Raw genomic sequence first — 3762 nt, forward strand, 5'->3', positions numbered from 1 at the left:
AAGACTAGATCGTGTAAGTCGAGAGAGTGGAGAGATTTTACGTCACGCGCAACAGAGAAATAACAACTCTAATCACTGAGCCAGCCTCTGTCCTGAAATATGTTTTACCTGAGATACGCTTTATCTGAGATTCTCTTTAGTTCTGGGCACGATTGTTGACGATCGAACTTTTCTGATTATCCGTGTCATGGTCAATATCATAGTCAGCCTGAAGATCATCCCTGCGATCGTCATTTAGGCGTGCTTTCAGCCGACTAAAGTGAGTATTGTTATTAACGGGCATATGGGGGGCAGGCAGCTCATTATTGGGCCAATGGTCGATATCACCACAGGCGCAGAGCTGAGCCACGGGCATCACTGTTTGCATGGCGACGGGAATACTGCAGCGGGCACAGTCAGCAATTTCCCACTGCGGAGATAGTAGCTGTTCAACGGTTTCTTGAGTGCCGTCTAAATAGCAGTCACGTCCACCGATGGCCATAATGGTCTTCCAGCAGTCTTTAAATGCACGACTAAACTGATTACCTTCTAAGACAGGGATTGGTCGCTGAGTCAGACGTCCATTTTTAATATGAATGGGCTTACCTAACTGAAACCAATAAGCTAAATAATGCTGAACTTCTTGTTGGGAAGCCATGGACCACCTCGCACTGTGAAATAGGTTTTGCTACAGCACGTCGACTGCCACAGCTTCATCCTAACGCTTTGATTTTACTAGGGACGGAGACGTTAACCTATTGTCAAGATATGTGACGTCTCCACATGTTTAAGATGTTTCCTTAGGTTGTGTTGGGAGGCATCGGTGTGCCTAAACGCTTCAAGTCTAGGGCATAGCCGCCGGTAATTAGGTATACCTGGGTTGCGATCGCACCAATCCGCCGCACCAAATACCCTAGACGATCGCGAAATGTACGCCCTAGTGGATAAGCCGGCACCACACCCCAGCCAGTTTCTTCAGCCACCAAAATTACATCGCAGGGAGGGGACTCTAAGACAGCCATCAGTTCATTCAGGCATACCTGCCATGAGGTATCATCCTGCTCCAGCTGGTTTGCTAACCAGGTTCCCAGAGAATCAACCAATAGACAGCTGTTGATATCCGCTGATTGAATTGAGATCGCTAGATCCATCGGTACTTCTTGGGTTTGCCAACTCGCAGGTCGACGCTGCCGATGTTGAGCAATCCGCTGCTGCCATTCGGCATCTTGAGGGGAGATGGCCGATGTAGCAATGTAGATAACAGGCTTTTGCGTTTGGTTGGCCCAGTGCTCAGCCCATTCGCTTTTACCAGAGCGGGCAGGGCCTGTGATCAGAATCAGCTGGGGCATTAAATCCAATCATGATTGTACTGCGAGCTATCAGCGCTGTAATGTCCCTCGTATAGCCAAGAAATAAAAGAAATGAAGAGTCCAACTGCGGGACCTGCTCCAAAAATAATCAATTCAACACCGCTCATTGCATGGTTTCCATATGTGCTAACTGTGCCAATTATTTCACTGGTACACTAGTAACAACATCAGCGGATGCACTCAAAAAATCTCATGCTGGGGGAGTGAGACTACGCAAATTGCCTGATTAGTCTGATGATTAGTCGGAGGCAGCAGCATGGTGCCGGTGGTCTAGCCACCATAGAACTGTGATCCAAAGCACAACAACAACGAGGGCCACGAATGTAAACTGTGCCACCCAGCTCACCAGTGTGGCCAAAGGCATTAGCTGGCCAACGAAGAATGCTAGGGTGACCATGGCCGTGCCCCATAGGCTAGCCCCTAGAAAATTGCACAATAAAAATTTCCAGTAGGGCATCTGGGCAATACCGGCTAACGGACCGGCAAAAATGCGCAGCAGTGCCACAAACCGGCCAAAAATGACAGCTTTGTCTGCGTTTTGGCTAAATTGTTCACGAATATTGGTCAGAGTCGCTTCTTCGATGCGTAAGAGAGTTCCCAATCGTAATAGCAAAGGCCAGCCGCCATAAAAGCCGACCCAATAGCCTATGCTATCGCCGATGACTGCACCTGCGATCGCACTCAGCAGAACCCAACGATAGAGCAGTTCTTCACTACCGGCTAAAAAACCACCCACGAGTGTTACGGTTTCACCGGGCATGGGGAGTCCCATATTTTCGAGCATAATGCCAAAAAAAATGGCCCAATAACCATAATCTTGAGCCAGTGCTTGAATCGTTTCGAGGGAGAAAAAATCGAACGTCAGCGGGACAGTATGCATAGAGGCGGGTTTATCTTTCTTCTATTTTATTCATTTTTTCTTACATTCGGCAGCCCCAGCGCTATGAAATCATTGGGTTTTTATCTGAAACGTTTGGAGTACCCCTATTTTTATACAGAAAATTGAAGAGAAATCAGGGACACAAACGGTATAACAGCATCCATAAAAAAACCTCTCCCGTAAGAGAGGTGAATTGCTCGGCTCAAGCGGCAGTGTCAAAGCAGCCTTAGGCTTCCGAAAAACTAGCCATTGACGGATTACCTAGCATAGATTGAGGGAATGTTGGTAAATCAAGACAGTGCTGAGTGCGGCGGGTTCTCACTGCCAAACGATAGCTAACATTTTGCAATTCAGCATTTAGCTGGCGATTTTCCTGTTGAATATGAGCAACACGATTTTTAACTGCCAGCATCCGTTCAGAAAACTTTTGCTTGTAGATTTTAGGAAGTTCTTGAACCACCTGCTCTAACATCCGCGTACGGTCGGTTAGCTCTTCAACCGTCTGACGCATCTGATGAATTTCTTCATCGCGACTTTCTATCTGTTCTTGATAGAATGCCACCTGCTTTTCCACGCCTTGTAGCTGCTCTCTCAGGGCTCTGACCTCAGCCTGATGACGCTCAGAAACGTCCGTTGACGGCAAAAAGTCTTGATTGCCTTTTACCAGACGAAAGAGTTCTTGAGATAGCTGTTGCACCAGCTGATCTCTCATATGCAATTCTTCTTGCAGACGAGTTACTTCTACCTGAGCATCAGACGTTTTTAACTTGGTCAATTGGGCCACGAGATCACTCCTACAGTACTAATTCAATGACTTCTAAAGCTGTATTGATTGTGGGATTTTTTAAAAGCTCATACCTAAGTGCCCACAAATTTAGCACCAATTCTGTAAAATGCAAGGTTTTTATTTTTTAGGTTTGTAATTAACCTAAAAAAACGCCGTGATGATTCTCAGATCACCCCGACGTTTTTAGCTTGCATTTAGAGGCCGGTAGAAAACCTTATATAGGCCGACCCATTAAGCCCCTAACGGTGCTTGGGAAGGTGTATCAGCTTCAGCTTCTTCCTGGGGCTCATCGACTACTAGAGTCAAGTAGCGAATAATGTCTTCACTCAGACGCATATCTCGCTCCATAGGGCCAATGGCGGCTCCCGGTGCATGATAGTTCATCTGGATGTAAATACCTTCACGATAGCGATTGATTTCGTAGGACAAACGGCGCTTACCACGATGCTGAGTTTCTAGCACATCGCCACCACCCTCCTTGATCATGTCTTGGTATTTACCAATGATGCTATCGACGGCCTCATCGCTAATATCGGGCCGTAGAATGTACATGGTTTCGTAAAAATGCATGCTGCTCCTTATGGACTCGGGCCTGACAGCATTAATCTGTCAAACAAGGGCTCATCATCATACCAGAAAACCACGATAAGTAACAGGTATGACGCCGAGCTAGAGCGCACCGGCAAACACTAACGAATCTGCATATGTACAGCTTCTGAGATGGTCGGAATCTCTGGATATTCGCC

Annotated in this window: 5 protein-coding genes; all 5 read right to left on the bottom strand. The window is 46.8% G+C overall.

What is annotated here, in order from left to right; all coding sequences use genetic code 11:
* Positions 1-136 precede the first annotated feature (136 nt).
* Positions 137-637 carry a hypothetical protein gene (locus tag IQ260_RS28630; RefSeq protein WP_193996472.1) on the bottom strand — a complete coding sequence of 167 codons (501 nt, stop codon included), beginning with the start codon at positions 635-637 and terminating at the stop codon, positions 137-139.
* A 142-nt stretch (positions 638-779) separates the two neighbouring features.
* Complete coding sequence (gene cobU, locus IQ260_RS28635) at positions 780-1328, bottom strand: bifunctional adenosylcobinamide kinase/adenosylcobinamide-phosphate guanylyltransferase (protein WP_193996473.1); 549 nt, start codon at positions 1326-1328, stop codon at positions 780-782.
* Positions 1329-1587: 259 nt separating this feature from the next.
* Complete coding sequence (locus IQ260_RS28640; protein ID WP_228016519.1) at positions 1588-2229, bottom strand: DedA family protein; 642 nt, start codon at positions 2227-2229, stop codon at positions 1588-1590.
* A gap of 226 nt (positions 2230-2455) precedes the next feature.
* Positions 2456-3013, bottom strand: coding sequence for an Npun_F5560 family protein (locus IQ260_RS28645; RefSeq protein ID WP_193996474.1), 558 nt, complete (start codon positions 3011-3013; stop codon positions 2456-2458).
* A gap of 234 nt (positions 3014-3247) precedes the next feature.
* Positions 3248-3586, bottom strand: coding sequence for a 30S ribosomal protein S6 (rpsF, locus tag IQ260_RS28650; RefSeq protein ID WP_193996475.1), 339 nt, complete (start codon positions 3584-3586; stop codon positions 3248-3250).
* Between the last annotated feature and the right edge of the window lie 176 nt (positions 3587-3762).

Source organism: Leptolyngbya cf. ectocarpi LEGE 11479 (genome assembly GCF_015207065.1).
In the GTDB taxonomy this organism is placed as follows: Bacteria; Cyanobacteriota; Cyanobacteriia; order Phormidesmidales; family Phormidesmidaceae; genus Leptothoe; species Leptothoe ectocarpi.

Excerpts from the sequence above, each read along its gene's own strand:
- IQ260_RS28640 (WP_228016519.1), bottom strand. The coding sequence starts at position 2,229 with ATGCATACTGTCCCGCTGACGTTCGATTTTTTCTCCCTCGAAACGATT.
- IQ260_RS28630 (WP_193996472.1), bottom strand. The coding sequence starts at position 637 with ATGGCTTCCCAACAAGAAGTTCAGCATTATTTAGCTTATTGGTTTCAG.
- rpsF (WP_193996475.1), bottom strand. The coding sequence starts at position 3,586 with ATGCATTTTTACGAAACCATGTACATTCTACGGCCCGATATTAGCGAT.
- cobU (WP_193996473.1), bottom strand. The coding sequence starts at position 1,328 with ATGCCCCAGCTGATTCTGATCACAGGCCCTGCCCGCTCTGGTAAAAGC.